The organism is Streptomyces sp. NPDC005408, assembly GCF_040606445.1.
Taxonomy (GTDB): Bacteria; Actinomycetota; Actinomycetes; order Streptomycetales; family Streptomycetaceae; genus Streptomyces.
In genome coordinates this window covers 1-21,147 of the sequence record NZ_JBEXEX010000026.1, presented here as the reverse complement: position 1 = coordinate 21,147, position 21,147 = coordinate 1, and the positions used below count along the sequence as shown (strand labels likewise).

At 67.7% G+C, this 21,147-nt stretch carries 18 protein-coding genes and 2 pseudogenes; 12 read left to right on the top strand and 8 right to left on the bottom strand.

Annotated elements, in window-relative coordinates; genetic code table 11:
* The first annotated feature begins 10 nt into the window (after window positions 1-10).
* From nuoE to nuoN, 10 genes are read left to right on the top strand one after another with little or no spacing between them, the layout of a single operon-like run.
* Window positions 11-823 (top strand): NADH-quinone oxidoreductase subunit NuoE, encoded by an 813-nt coding sequence (gene nuoE / locus ABZS64_RS23365; RefSeq protein ID WP_355832836.1) that lies wholly within the window; start codon window positions 11-13, stop codon window positions 821-823.
* Window positions 823-2,199 carry an NADH-quinone oxidoreductase subunit NuoF gene (gene nuoF / locus ABZS64_RS23360; RefSeq protein WP_355832834.1) on the top strand — a complete coding sequence of 459 codons (1,377 nt, stop codon included), beginning with the start codon at window positions 823-825 and terminating at the stop codon, window positions 2,197-2,199. The genes nuoE and nuoF overlap by 1 nt, the downstream gene beginning before the upstream one ends.
* On the top strand, window positions 2,196-4,721 hold the full coding sequence (locus ABZS64_RS23355) for an NADH-quinone oxidoreductase subunit G (protein WP_355832831.1): 2,526 nt from the start codon (window positions 2,196-2,198) through the stop codon (window positions 4,719-4,721). Before nuoF ends, ABZS64_RS23355 begins: the two co-directional genes overlap by 4 nt.
* A complete protein-coding gene (gene nuoH, locus ABZS64_RS23350) occupies window positions 4,718-6,115 on the top strand; it encodes an NADH-quinone oxidoreductase subunit NuoH (protein WP_355832828.1) in 1,398 nt (465 codons plus the stop codon). Before ABZS64_RS23355 ends, nuoH begins: the two co-directional genes overlap by 4 nt.
* The gene (gene nuoI / locus ABZS64_RS23345; protein WP_355832825.1) at window positions 6,108-6,704 is read left to right on the top strand and encodes an NADH-quinone oxidoreductase subunit NuoI; all 597 of its coding nucleotides are present in this window, start codon (window positions 6,108-6,110) and stop codon (window positions 6,702-6,704) included. Before nuoH ends, nuoI begins: the two co-directional genes overlap by 8 nt.
* Entirely contained in the window at window positions 6,701-7,525 is an 825-nt protein-coding gene (locus ABZS64_RS23340) for an NADH-quinone oxidoreductase subunit J (RefSeq protein ID WP_355832822.1), read from the top strand. The genes nuoI and ABZS64_RS23340 overlap by 4 nt, the downstream gene beginning before the upstream one ends.
* Window positions 7,522-7,821: an NADH-quinone oxidoreductase subunit NuoK gene (nuoK, locus tag ABZS64_RS23335; protein ID WP_355832819.1), complete on the top strand. Its 300-nt coding sequence runs from the start codon at window positions 7,522-7,524 to the stop codon at window positions 7,819-7,821. The genes ABZS64_RS23340 and nuoK overlap by 4 nt, the downstream gene beginning before the upstream one ends.
* A gap of 14 nt (window positions 7,822-7,835) precedes the next feature.
* Window positions 7,836-9,776 carry an NADH-quinone oxidoreductase subunit L gene (gene nuoL / locus ABZS64_RS23330; protein WP_355832816.1) on the top strand — a complete coding sequence of 647 codons (1,941 nt, stop codon included), beginning with the start codon at window positions 7,836-7,838 and terminating at the stop codon, window positions 9,774-9,776.
* A 1-nt stretch (window position 9,777) separates the two neighbouring features.
* The gene (locus ABZS64_RS23325) at window positions 9,778-11,364 is read left to right on the top strand and encodes an NADH-quinone oxidoreductase subunit M (protein WP_355832813.1); all 1,587 of its coding nucleotides are present in this window, start codon (window positions 9,778-9,780) and stop codon (window positions 11,362-11,364) included.
* Window positions 11,361-13,010 carry an NADH-quinone oxidoreductase subunit NuoN gene (gene nuoN / locus ABZS64_RS23320; protein ID WP_355832810.1) on the top strand — a complete coding sequence of 550 codons (1,650 nt, stop codon included), beginning with the start codon at window positions 11,361-11,363 and terminating at the stop codon, window positions 13,008-13,010. The genes ABZS64_RS23325 and nuoN overlap by 4 nt, the downstream gene beginning before the upstream one ends.
* Window positions 13,011-13,116: 106 nt before the next feature.
* Here the strand turns inward: nuoN and ABZS64_RS23315 are convergent, their stop codons facing one another.
* From ABZS64_RS23315 to ABZS64_RS23290, 6 genes and pseudogenes are all read right to left on the bottom strand, one after another.
* Window positions 13,117-13,485 (bottom strand): helix-turn-helix transcriptional regulator, encoded by a 369-nt coding sequence (locus ABZS64_RS23315; RefSeq protein WP_355832807.1) that lies wholly within the window; start codon window positions 13,483-13,485, stop codon window positions 13,117-13,119.
* A pseudogene (locus tag ABZS64_RS23310) lies at window positions 13,482-13,742 on the bottom strand (type II toxin-antitoxin system RelE/ParE family toxin); the annotation flags it as partial. The gene ABZS64_RS23315 and the pseudogene ABZS64_RS23310, both read right to left, overlap by 4 nt.
* Before the next feature lie 80 nt (window positions 13,743-13,822).
* Window positions 13,823-14,242 (bottom strand): ATP-binding protein, encoded by a 420-nt coding sequence (locus tag ABZS64_RS23305; protein WP_355832803.1) that lies wholly within the window; start codon window positions 14,240-14,242, stop codon window positions 13,823-13,825.
* Window positions 14,243-14,326: 84 nt separating this feature from the next.
* Window positions 14,327-15,073 carry a class I SAM-dependent methyltransferase gene (locus tag ABZS64_RS23300; protein ID WP_355832800.1) on the bottom strand — a complete coding sequence of 249 codons (747 nt, stop codon included), beginning with the start codon at window positions 15,071-15,073 and terminating at the stop codon, window positions 14,327-14,329.
* Window positions 15,070-16,542, bottom strand: coding sequence for an asparagine synthase-related protein (locus ABZS64_RS23295; RefSeq protein ID WP_355832798.1), 1,473 nt, complete (start codon window positions 16,540-16,542; stop codon window positions 15,070-15,072). The genes ABZS64_RS23300 and ABZS64_RS23295 overlap by 4 nt, the downstream gene beginning before the upstream one ends.
* 470 nt (window positions 16,543-17,012) lie before the next feature.
* Window positions 17,013-17,237, bottom strand: a complete 225-nt coding sequence (locus ABZS64_RS23290; RefSeq protein ID WP_355832795.1) for a hypothetical protein — start codon at window positions 17,235-17,237, stop codon at window positions 17,013-17,015.
* Between the two features lie 150 nt (window positions 17,238-17,387).
* On the opposite strand from ABZS64_RS23290, the gene ABZS64_RS23285 reads away from it, so the two are divergent.
* Window positions 17,388-18,728: a tetratricopeptide repeat protein gene (locus tag ABZS64_RS23285; RefSeq protein WP_355832792.1), complete on the top strand. Its 1,341-nt coding sequence runs from the start codon at window positions 17,388-17,390 to the stop codon at window positions 18,726-18,728.
* A gap of 404 nt (window positions 18,729-19,132) precedes the next feature.
* Window positions 19,133-19,602: pseudogene (locus ABZS64_RS23280) on the top strand (tyrosine-type recombinase/integrase); the annotation flags it as partial.
* Here ABZS64_RS23280 and ABZS64_RS23275 read toward each other — a convergent pair.
* A complete protein-coding gene (locus tag ABZS64_RS23275; protein WP_355832790.1) occupies window positions 19,515-20,072 on the bottom strand; it encodes a hypothetical protein in 558 nt (185 codons plus the stop codon). The pseudogene ABZS64_RS23280 and the gene ABZS64_RS23275 overlap by 88 nt on opposite strands.
* Window positions 20,073-20,645: 573 nt before the next feature.
* Window positions 20,646-20,903: a MafI family immunity protein gene (locus ABZS64_RS23270; protein WP_355832787.1), complete on the bottom strand. Its 258-nt coding sequence runs from the start codon at window positions 20,901-20,903 to the stop codon at window positions 20,646-20,648.
* Window positions 20,904-21,147 lie beyond the last annotated feature (244 nt).

The window sequence follows — 21,147 nt, the reverse complement described above, 5'->3', positions numbered from 1 at the left end:
CAGCTTGGGGATGCCACAGCTCCCCGCGCCCGACTACCCGGCCGATGTGCGCGCCCGGCTTGAAGCGGACGGCAAGGAGATCATCGCCCGCTACCCCGACAGCAGGTCGGCCCTGCTGCCGCTGCTCCACCTGGTGCAGGCGGAGGAGGGGTACGTCACCCGCACCGGTGTCAGGTTCTGCGCCGAGATGCTGGAGCTGACCACCGCCGAGGTCACCGCGGTCTCCACCTTCTACTCGATGTACCGCCGCAAGCCGAGCGGCGACTACCAGGTCGGCGTCTGTACCAACACGCTGTGTGCGGTCATGGGTGGCGACGCCATCTTCGAGGAGCTCAAGGAGCACCTCGGTGTCGGCAACAACGAGACGACCGAGGACGGCAAGGTCACCCTCGAACACATCGAGTGCAACGCGGCCTGCGACTTCGCCCCCGTGGTGATGGTCAATTGGGAGTTCTTCGACAACCAGACCGTGGAGTCCGCGAAGCAACTGGTGGACGACCTCCTGGCCGGGGAGCAGGTGACTCCCACCCGCGGAGCACCGCTGTGCACGTACAAGGAGACCGCCCGCATCCTGGCCGGCTTCCCCGACGAGCGCCCGGGCGCGGTCGAGGCGGGCGGCGGCGCGGGCCCCGCCTCGCTGGTGGGCCTGCGGCTCGCCAAGGGCGAGTCGACAGCGGCCCGCGTGGTCTCGCCGCGCGCCGAGGCCCGCCACGAGCCTCCGCAGCCCGGTTCCGAGCACCTCAGCTCGCACGACGCACCGCAGCAGACATCGGCCTCCGACCCCGACCACCCGGCCGGTCCCGTCGCCGAGGAGGGGGAGTGATGACCTTGTCCACTCAACATGGGGGCACCTCCCAGCCGGAGGCTGGGGGAGAAACGAGCGCCGAGAAGCTTCTCGCCCCTGTCCTGTCGGCGTTCTGGGACGAGGCCGAGTCGTGGACGCTCGACACCTACCGGCGGCACGAGGGATACGAGGGGCTCCGCAAGGCGCTGGCCATGTCGCCGGACGACCTCATCGCGTACGTCAAGGACTCCGGTCTGCGCGGCCGCGGCGGCGCCGGCTTCCCCACCGGAATGAAGTGGCAGTTCATTCCGCAGGGCGACGGCAAGCCTCACTATCTTGTTGTCAACGCCGACGAGTCGGAGCCCGGGACCTGCAAGGACATCCCGCTCCTCTTCGCCAACCCGCATTCGCTCATCGAAGGCATCGTGATCGCCTGCTATGCGATCCGGTCGTCTCACGCGTTCATCTATCTGCGCGGTGAGGTCGTCCCCGTACTGCGGCGGCTCCACGAAGCCGTACGCGAGGCGTACGAGGCGGGCTTCCTCGGCAAGAACATTCTCGGCAGCGGACTCGACCTCCAACTCACCGTGCACGCGGGCGCGGGCGCGTACATCTGCGGTGAGGAGACCGCGCTGCTGGACTCCCTCGAGGGCCGTCGCGGTCAGCCCCGGCTGCGTCCTCCCTTCCCCGCGGTCGCCGGTCTGTACGCGTGCCCCACTGTGGTGAACAACGTCGAGTCCATCGCGTCCGTTCCCGCGATCCTCAATCGGGGCAAGGACTGGTTCAAGTCGATGGGCAGCGAGAAGTCCCCGGGCTTCACGCTCTACTCGCTCAGCGGCCATGTCGCCAGCCCCGGCCAGTACGAGGCCCCGCTCGGCATCACACTGCGTCAGCTGCTCTCCATGAGCGGCGGCATGCGCCCCGGACACCGGCTCAAGTTCTGGACGCCGGGCGGCTCTTCGACCCCGATGTTCACCGACGAGCACCTCGATGTCCCGCTGGACTACGAGGCCGTGGGCGCGGCCGGTTCGATGCTCGGCACCAAGGCGCTGCAGTGCTTCGACGAGACGACCTGTGTGGTGCGGGCCGTCACGCGGTGGACGGAGTTCTACGCCCACGAGTCCTGCGGCAAGTGCACGCCATGCCGTGAAGGCACGTACTGGCTGGTGCAGTTGCTGCGCGACATCGAGGCGGGCAAGGGCGTCCTGTCCGACCTCGACAAGCTCAACGACATCGCCGACAACATCAACGGCAAGTCGTTCTGCGCGCTCGGCGACGGTGCCGCGTCCCCGATCTTCTCCTCGCTCAAGTACTTCCGTGAGGAGTACGAGCAGCACATCACCGGCAAGGGCTGCCCCTTCGACCCCGCCAAGTCGACCGCCTGGGCCGACAAGCACCTGGAGGTGAACGCATGACGGTCACGACAAACAGCGCTCCCTCCGGGGGCGGGGAGGCGGCGGTTCCGCCGGAAGACCTCGTCACGCTGACGATCGACGGCATCGAGATCAGCGTGCCCAAGGGCACCCTGGTCATCCGGGCCGCCGAGCTGCTCGGCATCGAGATCCCGCGGTTCTGCGACCACCCCCTCCTCGACCCGGCCGGCGCCTGCCGCCAGTGCATCGTCGAGGTCGAGGGCCAGCGCAAGCCGATGGCGTCCTGCACCATCACCTGCACCGACGGCATGGTCGTCAAGTCGCAGCTCACCTCGCCGGTCGCCGAGAAGGCCCAGCGCGGTGTGATGGAGCTGCTGCTGATCAACCACCCGCTGGACTGTCCGGTCTGCGACAAGGGCGGCGAGTGCCCCCTGCAGAACCAGGCCATGCAGGTCGGCGACCCGGACACCCGCTTCGAGGGCAGGAAGCGCACGTACGAGAAGCCCGTACCGATCTCCACACAGGTGCTGCTCGACCGTGAGCGCTGCGTGCTCTGCGCCCGCTGCACCCGCTTCTCCAACCAGGTCGCGGGCGACCCGATGATCGAGCTGATCGAGCGGGGCGCGCTGCAGCAGGTCGGCACCGGCGAGGGCGACCCCTTCGAGTCGTATTTCTCCGGGAACACCATCCAGATCTGCCCGGTCGGCGCGCTGACCTCGGCCGCGTACCGCTTCCGCTCCCGCCCCTTCGACCTGGTCTCGTCGCCCTCGGTGTGCGAGCACTGCGCGGGCGGCTGCGCGACGCGCACGGACCACCGGCGCGGCAAGGTCATGCGGCGCCTCGCGGCCGAGGACCCCGAGGTCAACGAGGAGTGGCTCTGCGACAAGGGGCGCTTCGGCTTCCGTTACGCGCAGAAGCCGGACCGCCTCACGACTCCGCTCGTACGCAATGACGCGGGCGTTCTGGAACCGGCGAGCTGGCCCGAGGCGCTGGAGGCGGCGGCCCGCGGGCTGAGCGCGGCCCGCGGCCGGGCCGGTGTCCTGGTGGGCGGCCGGCTCACCGTCGAGGACTCCTACGCGTACGCCAAGTTCGCCCGGGTCGCGCTCGACACCAACGACGTCGACTTCCGGGCACGCGTGCACAGCAGCGAGGAGGCCGACTTCCTGGCCGCCCGAGTCGCAGGCCGCGGCCGGGACCTGGACGGCGAGGGCGTCACGTACACCTCGCTGGAGAAGGCACCGGCTGTCCTGCTCGTCGGGTTCGAGTCGGAGGAGGAGGCCCCCGGCGTCTTCCTGCGGCTGCGCAAGGCCAACCGCAAGCACGGCCAGCGCACCTTCGCCCTGGCCACCCACGCCACGCGGGGCCTCACGAAGGCGGGCGGCACGCTGCTGCCCGCGGCCCCCGGGACCGAGACCGAGTGGCTGGACGCACTCGGCGCAGGCACCGGTCTCGACGGTGACGGCGCCAAGGCGGCCGAGGCGCTGCGCACCGAAGGTGCGGTGATCGTGGTCGGCGAGCGACTGGCGGCCGTGCCCGGCGCACTGACCGCCGCCGTACGGGCCGCAACCGCGACCGGCGCGCAGCTGGTATGGATCCCGCGTAGGGCGGGTGAGCGCGGCGCCGTCGAGGCGGGCGCGATCCCCTCGCTGCTGCCCGGCGGCCGTCCGGCGACCGACCCGAGGGCGCGCGAGGAGACCGCGGCGGCCTGGCGCGTACGCGAACTCCCGCACCGTTACGGCCGCGACACCGGCCAGATCGTCGAGGCCGCGGCCACCGGCGAACTGGGCGCTCTGCTGGTGGCGGGTGTCGAGCTCGCGGACCTGCCCGACCCGGCACGCGCGCGTGAAGCACTCGACGCGGTCGGCTTCATGGTCTCCCTGGAGCTGCGGCCGAGCGAGGTCACCGAGCGGGCGGACGTGGTCTTCCCGGTCGCGGCCGTCGCCGAGAAGCCCGGCACATTCCTCAACTGGGAGGGCAGGGCGAGGCTGTTCGAGGCCGCGCTCAAGCCCGAGCAGATGACCCGCCGCCTCGCGCCGACCGACGCACGGGTGCTGCACATGCTCGCCGACGCGCTCGACGTCAGCTTCGGGCTGCCGGACCTCAAGTCCGTACGCAGAGAGCTGGACCGGCTCGGCAACTGGGACGGACCCAGGGCAACCGATCCGGTCGGCCCCTCTATCGCAAAGAGTGCCCAGTCCCTGCCCCGCCCGGGCGAGGGCGAGGCGGTTCTCGCAGGCCACCGGTTGCTGCTCGACCTGGGCCTGCTCCAGCAGGGCGACGAGGCGCTGGCGGGTACTCGCCACGCCGCGGTCGCCCGGCTCTCCGCGGTCACGGCGGCCGAGACGGGCGTGAAGGACGGCGACGTCCTGGCCGTCAGCGGGCCCGCCGGTGAGGTGCGGCTGCCGCTCCAGGTGAGCGAGATGCCCGACCGGGTGGTGTGGCTGCCGCTGAACTCCGTGGGCGGCGGCGTCACTTCGGACACCGGAGCCGTACCCGGACAGCTGGTCCGCATCGGCCCGGCGGCGCCGGAGGCTGCCGCCACGGACGCGGAGGTTCGCGCATGACCGCCCTCGCTCAGTTCGCCGAAGCCCAGCGGAGCGTCCTCGCGGCTGAGGATCTCTCGATGTTCGGCCGCGACCCCTGGTGGCTCGTCGCCATCAAGGCCGTGTTCTGCTTCGCCTTCCTGATGGTCACCGTGCTCTTCTCCATCGTGTGGGAGCGCAAGGTCGTCGCCTGGATGCAGCTGCGCATCGGCCCCAACCGGCACGGCCCCTGGGGCATGCTCCAGTCGCTCGCCGACGGCATCAAGCTGATGCTGAAGGAAGACGTGATCGTCAAGCGCGCGGACAAGGTCGTCTATGTCCTCGCGCCGATCATCGCCGCGATCCCGGCCTTCATGGCGATCGCCGTGATCCCCTTCGGGCCGTCCGGCAACGAGGTCTCGATCTTCGGCCACCGCACCACGATGCAGCTCACCGACCTTCCGATCGCGATGCTCTACATCCTCGCGGTCGCCTCGGTCGGCATCTACGGCATCGTCCTCGCGGGCTGGTCGTCCGGCTCGACCTACCCGCTGCTCGGCGGACTCCGCTCCTGCGCGCAGATGATCTCGTACGAGATCGCCATGGGCGCGGCCTTCGCCTCCGTCTTCCTCTACTCCGGGTCGATGTCGACCTCGGCGATCGTCGAGGCGCAGGCGGACCGCTGGTACATCATCCTGCTGCCGGTGTCCTTCATCATCTACGTCGTCACGATGGTGGGCGAGACCAACCGCGCCCCCTTCGACATGCCGGAGTCCGAGGGCGACCTGGTCGGCGGCTTCAACACCGAGTACAGCTCGATCAAGTTCGCGATGTTCATGCTGGCCGAGTACGTCAACATGGTCACCGTCTCCGCGGTCTCGGTCACCCTGTTCCTCGGCGGCTGGCGGGCTCCGTACCCCGTCTCCACCTTCTGGGAGGGCGCGAACCACGGCTGGTGGCCGATGCTCTGGTTCGTCATCAAGGTCCAGCTGCTGCTCTTCTTCTTCATCTGGCTGCGCGGCACGCTGCCCCGCGTCCGCTACGACCAGCTGATGAAGCTCGGCTGGAAGGTCCTCATCCCGGTGTCGGTGGTCTGGCTGATGCTGGTCGCGACCGTACGGGCGCTGCGGAACGAGAACTACGACTTCCAGCAGATCGTGCTGTACGTAGGCGGCGCGGTCATCGCGGTCCTGCTGCTCTCCTTCGTCGCCGACATCTTCCGAGGCAAGAAGGAGAAAGAGGCGGAAGCCGCCGAGGGCGAGCCCCCTGCCTTCGACCCGATGGCGGGCGGATTCCCCGTACCGCCGCTGCCCGGGCAGGAGTTGCCGCCGGTGCCGCGCAGGCGGCCGCGCCGTGAGCGCGAGTTGATTGTCAGTGGTGGCACGGATACTCAAAGTGACGGTCCTGGTGACGGAAAGGAGGCTGACGATGTCTGAGGAACCCAAGGACAAGTTCCAGAATCCGGTTGCCGGCTTCGGCGTGACCTTCAAGGCCATGTTCAAGAAGCGGCTTACCGAGCAGTACCCGGAACAGCAGAAGGTCACGGCGCCGCGCTTCCACGGCCGGCACCAGCTCAACCGTCATCCCGACGGGCTCGAGAAGTGCGTCGGCTGCGAGCTGTGCGCCTGGGCCTGCCCGGCGGACGCCATCTACGTGGAGGGCGCGGACAACACCGACGAGGAGCGCTACTCCCCGGGCGAGAGGTACGGCCGGGTCTACCAGATCAACTACGCACGCTGCATTCTGTGCGGGCTGTGCATCGAGGCCTGTCCGACGCGGGCGCTGACGATGACCAACGAGTTCGAACTGGCAGACAGCACCCGCGAGAACCTCATCTACACCAAGGAGCAGCTGCTCGCCGGTCTCGAGGAGGGCATGGTCGACTCCCCGCACGCGATCTTCCCGGGCATGGACGAGCAGGACTACTACCGGGGTCTGGTCACCGAGGCCGCTCCCGGCACCGTCCAGCAGGCCGCCGTCTCCAAGGACGAGAAGGCCGGGAAGAGCGAGGAGGCGGACGTATGAACACCCTCGCGGCCACTGCCACTTCGACGGGTGAGGCCTTCCAGTTCTGGGTCCTCGGCATCATCGCCGTCGCCGGGGCGCTCGGCACGGTGCTGATGAAGCGGGCCGTGCACAGCGCCCTCAGCCTCGCCGGGACCATGATCGTCCTGGCGGTCTTCTATCTCGCCAACGGGGCGTACTTCCTCGGAGTCGTCCAGATCATTGTCTACACCGGCGCGATCATGATGCTGTTCCTCTTCGTCGTCATGCTGGTCGGCGTCACCGCCGCCGACTCGCTGAAGGAGACGCTGAAGGGCCAGCGCTGGCTCGCCGCGGCCTGCGGTCTCGGCTTCGGTGTGCTGCTGATCGCCGGTATCGGCAATGCCTCGCTGAAGAACTTCAACGGACTGAGCGCGGCCAACAGCGCATACGGCGGCAATGTCGAGGGACTCGCGGCGCTCCTGTTCACCAAGTACGTCTTCGCCTTCGAAATCACCGGCGCGCTGCTGATCACCGCGGCCGTCGGTGCGATGGTGCTCACGCACCGGGAGCGCACCGAGCGGGCCAAGACCCAGCGCGAGATGTCCGAACAGCGCGTACGGGAAGGCAAGCACCTGCCGCCCCTGCCCGCGCCCGGTGTCTACGCCCGGCACAACGCCGTGGACGTCCCCGGCCTGCTGCCGGACGGCACCACCTCCCAGCTCACCGTCAGCAAGACGCTGCGGGAGCGCGGCCAGATCCGCGATGTGTCGACCGACGCGCTGAACGACCTCAAGGCGCTGGAGCAGCGCGCGGAGGAGCGGCTCGGCCGTGACCGGGACGAAGAGGAGGCCACTCGGTGAATCCCGTCAACTACCTGTATCTCGCGGCGCTGTTGTTCACCATCGGCGCCGCTGGAGTGCTGATCCGGCGGAACGCGATCGTCCTCTTCATGTGCGTCGAGCTGATGCTCAATGCCTGCAATCTCGCGTTCGTCGCCTTCTCCCGGATGCACGGCAATCTCGACGGCCAGATCATCGCCTTCTTCACGATGGTCGTCGCCGCCGCGGAGGTCGTGGTCGGGCTCGCGATCATCGTGTCGCTGTTCCGTTCACGCCACTCGGCCTCGGTCGACGACGCCAGCCTGATGAAGCTGTAAGGGGTCGCTGAATCGTGGAGAACTTGATTGCGCTGCTCGTCGCGGCGCCCTTGCTCGGAGCGGCGGTCCTGCTGTGCGGCGGGCGGCGGCTCGACCGCAGCGGCCATCTGATCGGCACGCTGCTCGCGGCCGCGTCCTTCGTGATCGGCGCGGTGCTCTTCGTCAACATGCTCGGCAAGGACGCGGACGACCGCGCCCTGCACGTCAAGCTGTTCACCTGGATCCCCGTCGAGAGCTTCCAGGCGGACGTCGCCTTCCAGCTGGACCAGCTGTCCATGACGTTCGTCCTGCTGATCACCGGCGTGGGTTCGCTGATCCACATGTACTCCATCGGGTACATGGAGCGCGACGAGCGCCGCCGCCGTTTCTTCGGCTATCTGAACCTCTTCCTCGCGGCGATGCTTCTGCTGGTCGTCGCCGACAACTACCTGCTGCTGTACGTCGGATGGGAGGGCGTCGGCCTCGCCTCGTACCTCCTGATCGGCTTCTGGCAGCACAAGCCCAGCGCGGCGACGGCGGCGAAGAAGGCCTTCCTGGTCAACCGGGTCGGCGACATGGGTCTGTCGATCGCGATCATGCTGATGTTCACCACCTTCGGGACCTTCGCCTTCGGGCCGGTCCTGTCCTCGACCGGTGAGACGAGCGAGGGCAAGCTGACGGCCATCGGGCTGATGCTGCTGCTGGCCGCCTGCGGCAAGTCCGCCCAGGTGCCGCTGCAATCCTGGCTCGGGGACGCGATGGAGGGCCCGACTCCGGTCTCGGCCCTGATCCACGCGGCGACCATGGTGACCGCAGGCGTGTATCTCATCGTCCGGTCCGGCGCGATCTTCAACGCCGCGCCCGATGCCCAGTTGGCGGTCGTGGTCGTCGGTGCGGTGACGCTCCTCTTCGGTGCGATCGTCGGTTGCGCGAAGGACGACATCAAGAAGGCGCTGGCCGGTTCGACGATGTCGCAGATCGGCTACATGATCCTGGCGGCGGGCCTCGGCCCGATCGGTTACGTCTGGGCGATCATGCACCTGGTGACGCACGGCTTCTTCAAGGCCGGGCTCTTCCTCGGCGCCGGATCGGTCATGCACGGCATGAACGACGAGGTCGACATGCGCAAGTACGGCGGCTTGCGGAAGTACATGCCGATCACCTTCGTCACCTTCGGTCTCGGCTATCTGGCCATCATCGGCTTCCCGGGTCTGTCCGGCTTCTTCTCCAAGGACAAGATCATCGAGGCGGCCTTCGCCAAGGGCGGCACGGAGGGCTGGATCCTCGGTGGCGCGGCTCTGCTGGGCGCGGCCATCACCGCGTTCTACATGACCCGCGTGATGCTGCTGACCTTCTTCGGCGAGAAGCGCTGGCAGCCCGCCCCCGACCCGGCCAAGACACCCGGCATCGAGCCCGGTGTCGAGGCGCACCCGGGTGAGCTGCCGCATCCGCACGAGTCCCCGAAGTCCATGACCATCCCCATGATCGTCCTGGCCTTCGGATCGGTCTTCGCCGGCGCGTTCTTCAGCATCGGCGACCGGTTCCTGAACTGGCTGGAGCCCGTCACCGGGCACAGCCACGGGGACTCGCCGGTCAGCGCGGCCACCGTCACCGGCGCCACCATGGTCGTCCTGGTCATCGGCGCCGGAATCGCCTGGGCGATGTACGGACGAAGGCCGGTGCCGGTCACCGCGCCGCTGGGTTCGCTGCTCACCCGGGCCGCCCGCCGCGATCTCCTCCAGGACGACTTCAACCACATCGTCCTGGTGCGCGGCGGCGAGCACCTCACCCGCTCCCTGGTCTACGTCGACCACACCCTGGTCGACGGCGTGGTCAACGGCACGGCCGCCTCGTTCGGCGGGCTCTCCGGCCGGCTGCGCAAACTGCAGAACGGCTACGCCCGCAGTTACGCGGTCTCGATGTTCGGCGGTGTGGCGATCCTCATCGCCGCGACCCTGCTGATGAGGGCGGTCTGATATGTCCTTCCCACTCCTGACGGTGACGGCGGCGCTCCCGGCGGTCGGCGCCATCGCCACCGCCGCCGTCCCGGCCGCGAGGCGCACCGCCGCCAAGTGGCTGGCGCTGCTCGTCTCACTCGCCACGCTGGTGCTGGCCGCGATCGTGCTCGTACGCTTCGAGCCCGGCGGCGACCGGTATCAACTGACCGAATCCCACACCTGGATCAAGGACTTCGGCGTCCGCTACGAACTGGGCGTGGACGGCATCGGGGTCGCGCTGCTGGCGCTGACCGCCCTGCTGATCCCCTTTGTGATCCTGGCGGGCTGGCACGACGCCGACCCGCTGGAGACCGAATCCTCGCGCTGGCGGCCGACGCAGGGCTTCTTCGCCCTGATCCTCTCCGTCGAGGCGATGGTGATCCTCTCCTTCGAGGCCACCGACGTCTTCCTCTTCTACATCCTCTTCGAAGCCATGCTCATCCCGATGTACTTCCTCATCGGCGGCTTCGGAGACCGGGCCCACGAGCACGGCGACGAGGCGGCGGCGACCCAACGCTCGTACGCGGCCGTGAAGTTCCTGCTCTACAACCTGGTCGGCGGACTGATCATGCTGGCCGCCGTCATCGGGCTCAATGTCGTCGCGGGCAGCTTCTCGCTCACCGAGATCGCGGCGGCCCGGGCGAACGGCTCGCTCGACATGGCGACCAACACCGAACGGCTGCTGTTCCTCGGCTTCTTCTTCGCCTTCGCTGTGAAGGCGCCGCTGTGGCCGCTGCACACCTGGCTGCCCAACGCCATGGGTGAGGCGACCGCCCCGGTCGCCGTGCTGATCACCGCGGTCGTCGACAAGGTCGGCACGTTCGCGATGCTCCGCTTCTGCCTCCAGCTCTTCCCGGAGGCATCCAAGTGGGCCACGCCCGTGATCCTCGTACTGGCCCTGATCAGCATCGTCTACGGCGCGCTGCTCGCGGTCGGCCAGAGGGACATCAAGCGTCTGGTCGCGTACGCCTCGATCTCGCACTTCGGCTTCATCATCCTGGGCATCTTCGCGATGACCTCCCAGGGGCAGTCGGGCGCGACGCTCTACATGGTCAACCACGGGATCTCGACCGCCGCGCTGATGCTGGTGGCCGGATTCCTGATCTCCCGGCGCGGCTCGCGGCTCATCGCGGACTACGGCGGAGTGCAGAAGGTCGCCCCGGTACTCGCGGGCACCTTCCTGATCGGCGGTCTGGCCACCCTCTCACTGCCGGGCCTCGCGCCCTTCGTCAGTGAATTCCTGGTCCTGGTCGGCACGTACTCGCGCTATCCGGTGGCCGGAATCATCGCGACCTTCGGCATTGTGCTCGCCGCGCTCTACACCCTCGTGCTCTACCAGCGGACGATGACGGGCCCGGTGAAGGCCGAGGTCTCGAAGATGCCCGACCTCAGGGCACGTGAGCTGGTGGTGGTCGCACCGCTGATCGCACTGCTGCTGTTCCTCGGCGTCTTCCCGAAGCCGCTGACGGACATCATCAACCCGGCCGTGGAGCGAACGATGTCGGACGTACAGCAGAAGGACCCCCAGCCCACTGTGCCTATTCAAAACGCGGAGGCGGCCAAGTGAGCACTACGGCTGTCCACAGCCTGTGGACGACGGCGGCCGGGCCGATCGACAAGATCCCGGCCCCTCATATCGAATACGCCCAGCTGGCACCCGCGCTGATCGTTGTCGGCGCCGCCGTGGTGGGTGTGCTCGTGGAGGCCTTCGTCCCGCGCAAGGCCCGTTACTACGCCCAGGTGTTCCTGACCGTCGTCGCGCTCGCCGCCGCCTTCGCGGCGGTCGTGGCCCTCGCGGCCGGCGGATACGGCACCACCAAGGCGCATCTCGCCGCGATGGGCGCCATCGCGGTCGACGGCCCGGCGCTCTTCCTGCAGGGCACGATCCTGCTGGCCTCGCTGGTGGCGGTCTTCACCTTCGCCGAACGCCGGCTCGACCCCGCGGCGCACGGCAACCGCATCGACTCCTTCGCCGCGCAGGCCGCTTCCGTGCCCGGCAGCGACAGCGAAAAGGCCGCGGTCAAGGCCGGATTCACCACGACCGAGGTCTTCCCGCTGGTGCTGTTCGCCATCACCGGCATGCTGATCTTCCCGGCCGCCAATGATCTGCTGACGCTCTTCATCGCGCTGGAAGTCTTCTCGCTCCCGCTCTACCTCCTGTGCGCCGTCGCCCGCCGCAAGCGGCTGATGTCGCAGGAGGCGGCGGTGAAGTACTTCCTGCTCGGCGCCTTCTCTTCCGCCTTCCTGCTCTTCGGCATCGCGCTGATGTACGGCTACGCGGGCTCGGTCTCCTACGCCAGGATCGCGGACGTCGTCGACGGCAGCGTCCGCACGATCGACCCGGCGCTGGCCGACACCATGGGCAACGACGCGCTGTTGCTGATCGGCGGCGCGATGATCCTGATGGGCCTGCTCTTCAAGGTCGGCGCGGTGCCGTTCCACATGTGGACGCCGGACGTCTACCAGGGCGCGCCGACTCCGGTCACGGGCTTCATGGCAGCGGCCACCAAGGTCGCCGCGTTCGGTGCGCTGCTGCGCCTTCTGTATGTCGTCCTCCCCGGCCTGCGCTGGGACTGGCGGCCGGTCATGTGGGCCATCGCGATCGTCACGATGCTGGGCGGCGCGATCGTCGCGATCACGCAGACCGACATCAAGCGACTGCTCGCGTACTCCTCGATCGCGCACGCGGGCTTCATCCTGGCCGGTGTCATCGCGGCGACGCCCGAGGGCGTCTCGTCCGTCCTCTTCTACCTGGCGGCGTACTCCTTCGTGACGATCGGCGCGTTCGCGGTGGTCACCCTGGTACGGGACGCGGGCGGCGAAGCGACGCACCTGTCCAAGTGGGCGGGCCTGGGCCGCCGTTCACCCCTGGTGGCGGCCGTCTTCGCGGTCTTCCTGCTCGCCTTCGCCGGAATCCCGCTCACCTCGGGCTTCGCCGGAAAGTTCGCGGTCTTCAAGGCGGCGGCGGAGGGCGGCGCGGGCGCGCTGGTCGTGGTCGGTGTGATCTCCTCGGCGATCGCGGCGTTCTTCTACATCCGGGTGATCGTCCTGATGTTCTTCAGCGAGCCGAAGGAGGGCGGCCCGACGGTCGCCGTGCCGTCGCCGCTGACGATGACGACGATCGCGGTGGGTGTGGCGGTGACGCTGGTGCTGGGTGTGGCGCCGCAGTACTTCCTGGACCTGGCGAGCCAGGCGGGAGTGTTTGTGCGGTAGTTCGGCTCCTGAGCGGCTTCTGAGCGCTCGCCGTGGTGTCTTCAACGACGCCACGGCGAGCGCTTTTTCATGCCGCGAGGGGCCCGCTGGGGGTGGCGTAGTCGCGTCAAGCCGCTGAGGAGCGCCCATCCGGCGACGCTTCATCAGGCTGGTGGCTGTCGTGCGCGATGAAGGCAAATGCCGAGGTGTCGCCGTCCAGGTCAATGGTCAGCGACGCGTCCAGGGCCTTGGCCAGGCGAGTCAGCAGGGGCAGGGTCGGTACGGAGTCGCCGCCCTCGATGTTGGAGATCTGCGGCTGTGTCATCTCGGCACGCCGGGCCAGTTCCGTCTGTGACAGGCCGAGTCCGGTTCTCCGGTCGTAGACCGCCTGGCCAAGTGCGAACGCATACCCGGCCTCGACGTAGGCCGGGGACTCCTCGACCGACTCGCCCATGAGCTTCCTGCTCCGGCGGGTCTTCCACGGGGAGTGGTTCATGGGCTTTCCTCCTTGATCCGGTCGTAGCTGTGCTCGGCGGGACCGTGATCCGCTTGACACACCTTCTGGGCCTGCCGGGCGCGCTCGACCTCAGCGGCCTCGCGCTGTCTGGTCTTGCGGAACACTGTCAGTAACACGATGCGCTGGTCGGGGGCGAGCCAGTATGTGATGCGCACAGCATTGCCGTCCATGGTGAACCGGAGCTCGCGTACTTTGCCACCAAGGTGGCGGGAGTACGGCTCGCTCAAAGTGGTTGGCCCTGCCATCCGGCACCTGCCGACTCCTCCGGCAGGCCAGGTCCTCGATCGGGATCGTTCGTCCCGGCCGGGGGTCGACGTCAGGGTTCAAGATCAAAGTCGGCCCATACGGTCTTGCGGGGTGCGGGGCCCCGGGCGACTCCCCAGCGGTCGGCGAAGGCGTCGACGAGGATGAGGCCGCGTCCCGACTCGTCGTCTGCGGAGTGCCGGGCGACGGGGAGACGGTCACCGCGAGTGTCGGTCACCTCGATACGGAGATTGCGTTCGGTGGCAGTGAGGGCGAGGCGGAAGTCCCGTCCCGGTACGCGCCGGTGCAGCGCGGCATTTGCGGCCAGCTCGGCGACCACCTGTGCCGCCGTCCCGAACCGCAGCCCCCAGGAGCGGAGTTGCTCGGTCGCAAGCAAACGTGCGAGACGGGCGCCTCTGCGGGTGGCGGAGAGCTGCACGCTGAACTGGCGGACGGTGGTGCCGACTCGACTGCGCCTCCAACGCGACGCCATCGACCTCCTCGGCAACGCCCTCCGTCGCTACTGCCGCCAGGGGCGCGGGCAGCGGGCACTGGAGCTGTCGTCCGCCCCGGCTGCTCACCGCCGGGTGTATCGGGCCACCGTGTACGCGGTCGGGCCGGTGAGCCCTTCTCCTATGCCGTCGGTCATGTCCAGGACCTCGAAGCTGGCGCCCTCCGCGTAGTGCTCCAGTTCGCGGGGGAACAGAACGCGCCTGCGGATCTCGTCCTGGGCCTCGTCGCCCGAGGGGAGCGCCCAGTGTCGGTGCATGGTGTTGATCTGGGTCCGCAGGTCCCACGCGTGGCGGATGGTGACTGTCGCGGATCCCCTCGGGGTGTCCACCGTGGCGGTGGCCGGCTCGGGTCGGGTGATCGGGGCGACGGGGGAGCACAGTACGAGCAGCGCGCCCGGCCGGGCGTGGTCCGCGAAGGTGGCGAAGACCTGGCTGATCTCCTCGTTGTCGTGCACGTAGGCCAGGCTGTTGCCCATACAGGTCACCACGTCCATCCGCTTGCCAAGTCGTACGGTGCGCATGTCCCCGGCACGGATGTCCAGCCTCGGCCGGGCCTGGTGGGCGTGGTCGACCATGCCGGGCTGGATGTCCACGCCGATGCACTCGAAGCGCTTGGCCAGGATCTCCAGATCGCGGCCGGTGCCACATCCGAAGTCGACCAGTGTTCGGGCGTGTGGCCTGTACGACTCGATCAGGGTCTGGCACGTCTCGGCGCTCGTGCTGTCGGACTGGACCACGTCGTAAAGCGCCGGGTCCCGATAGAGGAGGTTCGTAGCTTCCACGTGCTCGGCTTCCATGTTGGGGCTGGTCACATGAGGCTCCGCAGTCCGACCTCCAGGGCGAGCACATCGCACAGCGGGTCAGGCACGACCGAGGCGGCATCGGCGTCCTTGCGTGCCTGGTCTAGAGCCTTGCCGTCAACGTATCCGAGATCCACCAGGATGGACGCCTTCACCATGTCGTCCAGGACGGGCAGGCCGTAGGAACGCAGGCCCTTCTGCAGGACGGCCAGGAAGTTCTCCGGCTCGGCCGGCGCTGCCACCCACCCGGGCAGCCCGGCCCGCCTGATCCGTTCACGGAACAGCGCCTTGCCGCGCTTGTGCTCATGCGGTAGCTGCTCCATGAACCGCACGATCCGCGGGTGCACGAGCGGGCTCACCGGCCAGACCCGGGCCCGGAGGAATCCGGGGTTGTGCATCCCGAACGCCATCAGGGTCGGTACGGGCAGCACCGGGATGGGGGCCAGGTGCTCGTTCGCCTCGGCGAGCGACCGGGTCGCGAAGTTGCCGAGCCATGGCACGGGTTCCGGCTTCGGCAGTTCGGCCTGCGTCCGGGAGTGGTGGGCGTTGATCTCGTCCCCACCGCTGCCCGTGAACATGACCTCGCACCGCCGGGCGGCTGCCTGCTCGCGTACGACGTCGAACGCCTCCTGGTAGAAGGCTCCCGCCGGATCGTGCGGCTTGCGCAGGGCGCGTACGCCTCCGGGGCAGAAGGGCGGGTGCTGCATGGCGGGGGTGGCCGTGTCCCGGAAGTCGCAGTGCTCCGCAAAGGCCCGACGTCGCTCGCTCTGTTGCCTGCCGGTGCTTCCTCCCACCAGCAGGCCGAAGCTGTGCACCTCGGGGAAGCGGGCGGCCTTCACAGCCAGGGCGACATTCCCGGAGTCCGCGCCGCCGGACAGTTCGACGCCCACGCATCCAGTTGCTGTCGGCGCCTGGCGGATCACGTCGGTCAGCAACTCGTCCAGAGCCGCGAGTGGATCAACACCGGGCCGCAGCGTACGCGGCTCAAGGACGTGTTCGGCAGGCTTCGGATAGTGGATTCTGAGTCCCGAGGTGGTGAACGTGGCCGATGCCCGCTCGGTGAGGCGGTAGACGCCTTCGAACAGCGTCTCGGACGTGTAGCGGTGCTGCCTCGTCAGCGTTCGGGCGACGACGCGCGACACCAGGCGGTCAGCCCGCAAATGCGGTCGCAGCATCGTCAGGTCCCATGACGCGTGCAGTTCGCCGGCCTTCTCTGTCAGGTAGAGCGGAGTTGTGCCGAAGGCGCCTGCCGACAGGCGGGCTTGTCCGGGCTCCATGGTGAGTTCGACGAAGTCGGCCTCGTCCCGCTTGCACTCCTTCACTCGGACCCGTACGCGCGGTGCCTGGTCGTCGTTGACCTCCATGACCAGCGTGGACACGTTGGCGGGCTCGATCCAACTCTCGCCGTTGATCCAACGGCCGCCCTGCGAACTCCACTTGGGATCCTGGAGATCGGTCAGGCGCAAACGCATCGACAGCATGTCGTCCCTTTCCGATGTCGTGCGGCGGGGCGGGGCCGCGAATGGCCCCGCCCCGCCTGGTGTCAGTCCTGGATCACTTGCTGCAGTGGTCGCCGTTGTTGTCGCCGCCGCCCGGCATCTTGTCGAACAGCGCGGCCTCGACGGTCGGGACGCCGGTGATCAGGTCGCCGGTGAACAGCTCGTCCACGTTCATCGCTTTCTCCCTTACGGTTTTCAGTGGACTCCGCGGCTGATGCTGCGGAGTTGGACCCGTCCGGCTGCCGGACCCTTGCGAAGAAGGCAGCCGGACGGGGTGCCCGCCGCTTCAAGCGGTGGGCCCTCCCTCGTCACAGGCGGGGAGCCTGGACGCGTGACGGGGAGGAGTCAGGTGGGTGTGGACGCGGCGGCCATGCCGCCGAAGCCGACCGATCCCGAGATGGTGAGGATCAGGAGCGGTCCGGCGTAGCGGCCGACGACTGCGGCCAGCCCCTTCACAGTCGCTCTCCACGGCTGCGCTCGTTGACCTCGCGTACTGCGGCGCTCAACTTCGCCCCATCCTCAGGCGTGGTGCGCCGGTGCTGCGGGCAGCGGCATGGCGAAAACCGATTCGAACCCGGCGGCAGATCCGCGCCCTCGTAGGTGTCGATCCTCAACACCCCGTCCGTGCCCAGCTCCTCGGTCATTCGGGCCAGGCGGGCCCGTGCTTCGCTTCTCATCCATCAGTCCCTCAGACGACGGCTGCGGCGAGGTCTCGCCGTTTCCCTGCTGTCTCTACGCAACCGTGTGACCACGCACAGCGGTACCGTTTGCGCAGCAGCAGGACTTGAAAGCCTTGAAAGTTCGCAAAGGCGCGGGGAGTTGAGGGCATGGCCAAGCGTGAACCGAACGTGGCACTCGGGCGCCTGCTCGCCGAAAGCCGCTGGACCCACCGCCAGTTCGCGCGGGCGGTGAACCGCGTCGGCACCGAGACCGGCACTCCCCTGCGCTACGACGAATCGGCGGTGAGCCACTGGCTCAGCGGCACCGTCCCCCGCTGTGCGGTGCGCGCATGCATCCTCGAAGCCCTCGCCCGCCGCCTCGGCCGACCGGTCACCCATGGCGAAGCCGGACTGCCCGTCCCCCGCGATCACTCCCCCACTGCCGCGGATACCGTGGAAGGGGTGATCGACCTGGGGAGGCACGACATGGACCCGTCCCGCCGCAGCGTCCTGGGAGCCAGTCTGTTCTCCGTGGCCCTCACCATCCCTGGATGGCCCGACGTGATCGCACGGGCCGAAGCCATCCAGTCCGGCCGCACCACCCACATCGGCATGAACGAAGTGGACATGGTCATCGCCATGACCGAGCGCGTCTCAGAACTGGACGACCAGTTCGGCGGTCGCCACGCACGGCCCATGGCGGCCTCGTTCATGGTCAACACCGTGGCCTCCTACCTCCGCGCCGACGCCCCCGAGGACGTGCGAAAAGCGATGCTGTCCGGGGCTTCGGATCTGCTGTACCTGACCGGCTACATGGCCGTGGACGAAGGACTACACGGCCTGGCGCAGCGCTACTACGTCAAGGCCCTCGAACTGGCGGGGGCGGCCGAGGACCACCTGACCTACTGCACCACCCTGCGCGGCATGAGCGTCCAGGCAGTCGACCTCCGCCATGGGGCGAAAGCCATGGAACTGGCCGACGTCGCTGCCGCCGCCTCCCCGAAGGCCGGCCCCCGGATGCTGGCCTTCCTCTCCGGTCAGCAGGCTCATGCCGCCGCGCAGACCGGCGACCGTACTGGCGCGCTGCGCTACATCCGGGAGGCTGAGGCGGCCATGGACCGTGCTGAGTCGCGCGGCAAGGCGTTCGGCTCGTACGACCCCTCTTCGCTCAACTATCACGTCAGCCAGGTACGTTACGAACTCGGCGACAGGTCCGGAGCCGTCGAAGCCATGCAACAAGCCGACCGGCTCCGCCCCAGCGTTTACCAACGCACGCGAGTACACCGTCGTGGTCTGTTGGCTGAGCGGCAGCTGGAACTCGGCCACCTGGAAGCGGCCTGCACCACCTGGCACCAGGCTCTCGACGACTACCCCAAGGTGCAGTCCGGCCGCGCCGACGACCGCGTGAAGTCGATGTTCGGCCTCTTGCGCCCTCACCTGAAGAACGCGGCGGCCCGCGACCTGTATGAGCGAGCACGGACAATCGCACCACCGTCGCTGGTCGCCTGATCCCCGCCCCGGCTTCAAGCTCAGCCACAGAAAGTCAGCCACGACGGCGGGTGCGCCGAGAGATCACCCGCCACGTGTGTCTCAAGCAATCCGCGCCGGCCTCAGCCACGCCATTTCGATCCGTCACGGCATCCGCCCGGCTTCCACCTGACCGGTGGCAGTGGCCTGGGCTGCTCAGCCGTGCCCTCGCTCGCGACCCGCCTGACAGAGACAATCGCGGCTTCCGGCTGCGGCGGCCCGACGTGGCGCTGCGTGGTGTTCGGCGCAGTCTTCCTGGCGGCGCTGCGCACGATGTTGTTACTTCCTAGATCATCAGCTCGCTTGCCTGACACTGCGCGCTGAGCGGACGGGGGCCGTCGCCAGCGGGGCGGCAGACAGGAGCGGGCGGCGGCCCGCGTCAGCGGGACGCCCTTGACTTCGACGGCGGCACCGCCACCATCCACCGCTCCCTCCAGCGCACCCGCAGCCAGGGCCTGACCGTCCTGCACACCAAGACCCTCGCCTCGGAACGCCGCATCGCCCTCCCCACCGAATGCATCAACTCCCTCAAGAACCAACAGGAACAGCAGCAGGAAGAACGCCAGGCAGCCGGAACGGGCTGGACGAACAACGGGCTCGTCTTCACCACCTCAAAGGGCAGGCCGCTCGACCCTGGCAACCTCAACCGCCGCTTCCGTCGCCTCCTCCACAACGCCGGACTCCGAACGTCCGCTTCCACGATCTCCGCCACTCGAGTGCTCTTGGCCCCTCTGTAGAACGCGCCAGAGGGGCCAAGGGAGCGCTTCTCTACGTCGTCGGATCTTGGTGTGATTGCTGCCATTCCGAGAGTCGCATGAGGACAGGCCCCTCAACGTTCTTCGCGCCACAGGCATAAGCCAGCCAGCGGAACTCTTCACACGGAAACGCTGGCTCGCCAGACGAGTCAACCCATAGCAGCACCAAATCATTCGAAAGTTGGGTCACATCCCACCATGCCCAACCCCTCAACTGTGGATCAAAGCAGAAGAGCCAATCCTGAAGTTCCCACGGCTCTTCACCGCGACGGGAAACATAATACTGACTCCCCGAGGATGCCGCATGGTCACGACCAACCACAACGGAGCCACGAGTCACCTCTGCGAACCAATCAGGGATCAGGGTTTCTGGAATGACTTCCGAATCGAAGTCAGCCTGATTCGCCGTACGGATTGCAGCAGACAATACCGCCCGGAACTTGGTGACGTAGTCGACCGCGTCGACGTTGGCGGTGACCAGGAACGTAGCGAAGACCGGCGGCCCCTCGGCCCCCTTCGCGGGCGGAAAGTCGATTCGCTCCAGTTCGTCAACGAACTTACTGGTGCTCATCGAATCACCCGACCAGAACCTTGAGCGATTGACCCCATGAGATCACCGAACATATTCGACGGGATTCCATATAGCCCAGGTGAAACTGAGGGGTCCGCAATGTCCGGACGCGTCCTTCGGAGCTGATTCCACTCTCGTGTACTTCCTGCGAATCCTCGCGGCTTTCGCTGCGGAAGAGCCGACTCTCGCACCCGGTTAACGAATGAGCTATCCACATCGAATCCCAAAACCTGACCGTCAGCACCACGGAACTGCAGTGAATGCGAGGCGTCGCCACTCATGTTCAAGTACAGGCGCCCTTCTCCACTCAACGAGACGTTTCCGTCCGCATCGATCCCAAGGCGCTGACTATCAGGGTGGGAAGTCTGCGTCCGGTAAACCGTGCAGTTGGAATTGTGGACCAGAACCGGCGTGGCCCCCGCCAGCACATAGTACGTGTGCTACGCGGCCCCTCTCTATCTGCGTATTCGCAGATCAGCAGCGGTTTCGGGTTCCGCTGGTGTCCGTGGTTGTGCAGGGAAATCCGTGGGTGTTGCCGTCGCTACTGCCGTCAGCGGGAGCGCACGCACTCGCTTATCCCGTTACCAGCTCACGCATTCGCGCGATTAGATCACGAGATCCGAGGTCTCCCGACAGCCGAACAAGCCGCTCGTAATACTCCTCGCTAATCGACAACTCGTCTTCGTAAATCCATGAGCACATCGTGTCGAAAGCTAGGGCGAACTCTCCGGCCGCCAGAAGGTCTCGCACGTCAACTGCGACTGAAGGCGCAGTGATGGGAGATTCCTCTAGCAGTGCTTCGATCTTGGCGGCGTACTCTACGGCTTCCACTGCGCCTCCAGTCAGGGTCGGTACGGGAAGCCGGTCACAATTCGGTCCGTTGCAGGTTCATAAATGACCCTGATGTTCACGCCGTCCACTACTCCTTCAACCTTCCACCGCGACGGATCCCCGTTCCTCGTGTACAGGGCTCCAGCTCGGGGTCTGTCAAACGAGCGGTGTAACTGGGGTTGTTGGTTACTGACGGGCTGCTGAGAGTCGGCCGTCGAAGGTGATGTCGAAAGCGTTCAGCGCG